The sequence below is a fragment of the Mycobacterium sp. E3298 genome, assembly GCF_001666895.1.
In the GTDB taxonomy this organism is placed as follows: Bacteria; Actinomycetota; Actinomycetes; order Mycobacteriales; family Mycobacteriaceae; genus Mycobacterium.
On sequence record NZ_LZJB01000365.1, the window covers coordinates 1 to 4,382 of the forward strand.

Annotated in this window: 5 protein-coding genes and 1 pseudogene; 1 reads left to right on the forward strand and 5 read right to left on the reverse strand. The window is 67.6% G+C overall.

Translation table 11 applies throughout. The features are described from left to right. A pseudogene (locus tag A9X05_RS16920) lies at positions 1-384 on the reverse strand (M56 family peptidase); the annotation flags it as partial. Between the two features lie 14 nt (positions 385-398). After that, the gene (locus A9X05_RS16925; protein WP_067760732.1) at positions 399-818 is read right to left on the reverse strand and encodes a BlaI/MecI/CopY family transcriptional regulator; all 420 of its coding nucleotides are present in this window, start codon (positions 816-818) and stop codon (positions 399-401) included. 305 nt (positions 819-1,123) lie between these two features. Between A9X05_RS16925 and A9X05_RS16930 the strand changes: the two genes are divergently transcribed. Then, entirely contained in the window at positions 1,124-1,507 is a 384-nt protein-coding gene (locus A9X05_RS16930) for a PaaI family thioesterase (RefSeq protein ID WP_067760734.1), read from the forward strand. Positions 1,508-1,596: 89 nt separating this feature from the next. Here A9X05_RS16930 and A9X05_RS16935 read toward each other — a convergent pair whose 3' ends face one another. The 3 genes from A9X05_RS16935 to A9X05_RS16945 all read right to left on the reverse strand — a co-directional run. Continuing rightward, positions 1,597-2,985, reverse strand: coding sequence for an NAD(P)/FAD-dependent oxidoreductase (locus tag A9X05_RS16935; protein ID WP_067760736.1), 1,389 nt, complete (start codon positions 2,983-2,985; stop codon positions 1,597-1,599). A gap of 199 nt (positions 2,986-3,184) precedes the next feature. After that, on the reverse strand, positions 3,185-3,565 hold the full coding sequence (locus A9X05_RS16940; RefSeq protein WP_067760738.1) for a DUF4189 domain-containing protein: 381 nt from the start codon (positions 3,563-3,565) through the stop codon (positions 3,185-3,187). A gap of 116 nt (positions 3,566-3,681) precedes the next feature. Next, a partial coding sequence (locus A9X05_RS16945; RefSeq protein ID WP_067782859.1) for an LLM class flavin-dependent oxidoreductase occupies positions 3,682-4,382 on the reverse strand: 701 nt, incomplete at its 5' end.

The window sequence follows — 4,382 nt, forward strand, 5'->3', positions numbered from 1 at the left end:
GCCGACCAGATCGACGACCATGCGGTGATGGGCGCGCCGTCGCCGGTTGGCGATTGCCACCCGGACGACGGCCACCATCAATCGGGCGCCGACCAGCACGGTCAGGGCGAAGACGCCGATGTACGCGGCCCACAGCGGCCAGCCGAGGCGGCCGGCGGCGCCGAGGATGCTGGCGGTGGGCCGCCCGTCGGGACCGGGCATGAGCAGCCGAGTGGCGATCGCGATGCCGGCGCTGAACGCCGAGAGGACCGCGGCGAGCGCGATGGCCTGCCACAACACCATCGCGGCGCGGGGAGCGCGCAGCGGCCAGCTCGCGCGTGCCAACAAGGCCGGCACCGGACCGACCAGCAGCACCGCGAGGATGGTGAAGGCCAGCGCGGACACGCTGTCAGTCTCCCTCAGTCCTCCGGCGACGCGCCAGCGGTTGGCGCGTTGTTGCGTTGATTAGCTTCCAGTTCGGCGAGCGCCCGCCGGAGCGCAGCTGCCTCATCGGCGCCGACCCGCTCGACGAAATGGACGAGCGCGGCCTGCCTGCCGCTGGGGTCCTCGGCCTGGGCCAGCGCGTCGACCATCAGCCCGGCGACCAGTTCGTCGCGGCCGTGCACGGGAGCGTATCGGTGCGCGCGGTCGTCGCGAATCTGCGAGACCAGGTTCTTCTTGGCCAGCCGCTGCAGGACGGTCATGATCGTCGTGTAGGCGAGGTCGCGTCGCGCGGACAACGCCTCGTGGACCTGGCGGACCGTTTGAGGTTCCGGCGTGGACCACAAGTGATCCATCACGGCGCGTTCCAGATCCCCGAGCCGGGTCAGTTTCGCCATAGTGCGTTCTCTCCTGACGTCGACAACATCTTACTCCGCTTACTACCGACCGTCGTACCGCAGCTGCTCACCGCGCCGCCGGATAGGCGCTTGCGAAATTAGGGCAGCCTTGCCTATGCTAACCCAGTCGAGCGAACAACGACCGCGGCAGAGTCCTGAGGGCTGCAGTGACCCCCGGTCTACTCGATCGGCGAGCCCCGTGCCCCCGCGGCACGGGGCTCAGCCGTTTCCGGGGCGGCAACCCCGCCACCAGCGCCGTCGCCCGACCCATGGTGTAGACACAGAACGTGCCTCAGCCGCCGAGCATGCCGCCGGATTTCACCGCCCCCTTCGATCAGGAGATCGGACTGCAGTTCACCGAACTGAGCCCCGACGGCGCCCGCGCGCAACTCGAGGTCACGCCCAAACTGCTGCAACCGATGGGCCTCGTGCACGGCGGGGTGTACTGCTCGATCATCGAGAGCATGGCCAGCGTGGCCGCCTACACCTGGCTTGCGACCCGCGGCGGCGGCAACGTCGTAGGGGTCAACAACAACACCGACTTCCTGCGTTCCATCGGTTCGGGCATGGTGTACGGCGTCGCCGAACCGATCCATCGCGGCCGGCGCCAGCAGCTGTGGCTGGTCACGATCACCGACGGCGACGGCAAGGTGGTCGCCCGCGGCCAGGTGCGGCTGCAGAACCTGTAGATCCGCGCGACGGCGTATTGCTGTGTTGCGCAACGACTTTCGCGGAGGCCGGCCGGATCCGCGATTCGGGCCCTGCTGCGATTGGCCCGTTAGCTCGCTCGCTTGGCGGTCGCCGGCCGCTTGGCTTCGGCGGCGAGCACCGCCAGCTGTTCGAGGCGGGTTCGGGCGAAGGCCTGCTGCTCGGTGATCGTCAGCTGGCCACGCCGGGTGCTCAGGAAGGTCACCGTCCACGACAGCAGCGTGCTGACCTTGGTCTTGAACCCGACCAGGTAGACGAGGTGCAGCACCAGCCACATCAGCCAGGCGATGAAGCCGCTGAACTCCAGCGGGCCCACCTTGGCCACCGCGGAGAACCGCGAAACCGTTGCCATGGAGCCTTTGTCGAAATACTGGAACGGCTCGCGCTCGGCGGGGTCGGCCCCGCCGAGTTCGGCCTTGATCGTGCCGGCGACGTACTTGGCGCCCTGGATCGCGCCCTGCGCCACCCCGGGTACGCCCTCGACGGCGGCCATGTCGCCGATCACGAACACGTTCGGGTGGCCGGGAACCGACAAGTCGGGCAGCACCTTGACGCGGCCCGCCCGGTCCAGTTCCACCGACGACTGGTCGGCGAGGTCTCGGCCCAGCCCGCTGGCCTGCACGCCCGCAGACCACACCTTGCACGCGGACTCGATGCGCCGGATGGTGCCGTCGGAATCCTTGACGGTGATGCCGTTGCGGTCGACGTCGGTGACCATCGCCCCCAGTTGGATCTCCACGCCCATCTTCTCCAGCCGGGCCCGCGCCCGCGTCCCCAGCTTGTCGCCGAACGGCGGCAGCACGGCGGGGGCGGCGTCGAGCAGGATCACCCGCGCCTTGGTGGAGTCGATGCCACGGAACGAGCCCTTCAGCGTGTGGGCCGCCAATTCCGCGATCTGGCCTGCCATTTCGACGCCGGTGGGGCCGGCGCCGATGACGGTGAACGTCAGCAGCTTGGCCCGTCGCTCCGGATCGCGCGACCGTTCGGCTTGCTCGAAGGCGCTCAGGATCCGACCGCGCACCTCCAGTGCGTCGTCGATCGACTTCATGCCGGGTGCGAACTCGGCGAAGTGGTCGTTGCCGAAGTAGGACTGCCCCGCGCCGGCGGCGATAATCAAGCTGTCGTAAGGGGTTTCGTAGGTGTGACCGAGCAAATCGGACACCACGAACTTCCCATCGAGATCGATGTGCGTGACGTCACCGAGCAGGACCTGGACGTTGCGCTGCCTGCGCAGCACGACACGGGTGGGCGGGGCGATGTCGCCCTCGGACACGATGCCCGTGGCCACCTGATACAGCAACGGTTGGAAGAGGTGATGGGTCGTGCGCGCGATCAATTTGATGTCGACGTTGGCGTGCTTCAGTTTCTTTGCCGCGTTGAGTCCACCGAATCCCGAACCGATGATGACGACCTGGTGGCGCCGTTCGGTTCCAGCTGTGGTTTCGGGTGGGGGGCTCATGTTTCCGCTGCTCCTGACGGGGGCTTTTGGACACGCGACTGCAGTTAGCCACAACGCTAGTCAGGCGGGTACCCGGAAACCTAGTTGATACGCATGTGTTGTTTGCAACACTAACGGTGTTGGGGGCGAAAACCCTGGTGGGCGCCGGCCACTGTGGCGCAACTATCAGGGTCGCCGGCCCGCTGGCACGAGGCCGCCGTTATTGGCTCGAGCCTCCGCCCACGCAGTGGTCGTGGCCCGCCTGGATCGTTCCGCCGGGGGCGCGTGAGAGCGCCTGTGCCTCCGCCTCTTCGGGCGTCGGGCCCCAGCCCCCGAAGTATTTGGTCTTCGACGCGTTCATCACCAGCGCCACGCACCCACCCTGCCCACTGGCCAGCAGGCGGCAGTCGCTGATCGTCTTGCGGCAGGTCTCCATAACCGCCTTCTCGGCCGCACCCACGCTCGAGGCGCCGTCGGCGATGTCGATGTGGCCGGTGGAGTCCGATATCGCCATCGCGATCCCGTCGCCGCCGGCATGCGCGAGCGGGGGTGCGACAAACGCCACGCCGGCCACCATCAACGCCAGGGCTGCTGTCTTCATTGCCTTCCCGGCCTCTTCTTCCGCGCTGCGCCCGGGTGGCGCAGGTAAACGCTGCTACACGGAAGTATTACCGCCGCGGGGCCAAACCGCGACCCCACGGCCCGCGGCGTCGGCTGCTACAGGCCGACAACCGGGCGCAGCGCCTCACCTACGGAGCTGATCACGCCGGGGGCGTAGAAGGGCAGGTTGATGATGACGCCGTCGATGCCGGCGTCCACCACCTTGGTTTTGATCTGCTCGGCGACCGACTCGGGGCCGCCGACCACCATGCGCTGGGTCATCTCGGCCGGAATCTGGTCCGGCTTGGTGTTCTCGTCGACCAGCACCGTGGTCAGCGTGCTGGTTTCCAGCGTCGCCGGGTCGCGGCCGATCTCTTCGCAGCGCCGCCGCACGACGTCCAATTTGCCCGGCAGTTCGTCGAATCCGGCGATGACGTTGAGGTGATCGAAGTGGCGCGCGGCGAGGGGGATCGTCTTCTTCTCACCGCTGCCCCCGATCATCAGCGGAATGTGGTCGCGGAAGCGGGGATTCGCCATCGCCTCGCGCACCTGGTACCACTTGCCCGAGAAGGTCGGCCGCTCGCCCTTGATCATCGGCAGGATGATCTGCAGCGCCTCCTCGAGCCGGTTGAATCGGTCGGTGAAAGTGCCGAATTCGAAACCCAGTTGGTCATGCTCGAGTTCGAACCAGCCGGTTCCGATGCCGAGGATGGCGCGGCCCTGGCTCACCACGTCGAGGGTGGTGATGGTCTTGGCCAGCAGCGCGGGATTGCGGTAGGTGTTGCCGGTCACCAAGGTGCCCAACTGGACTCGCTCGG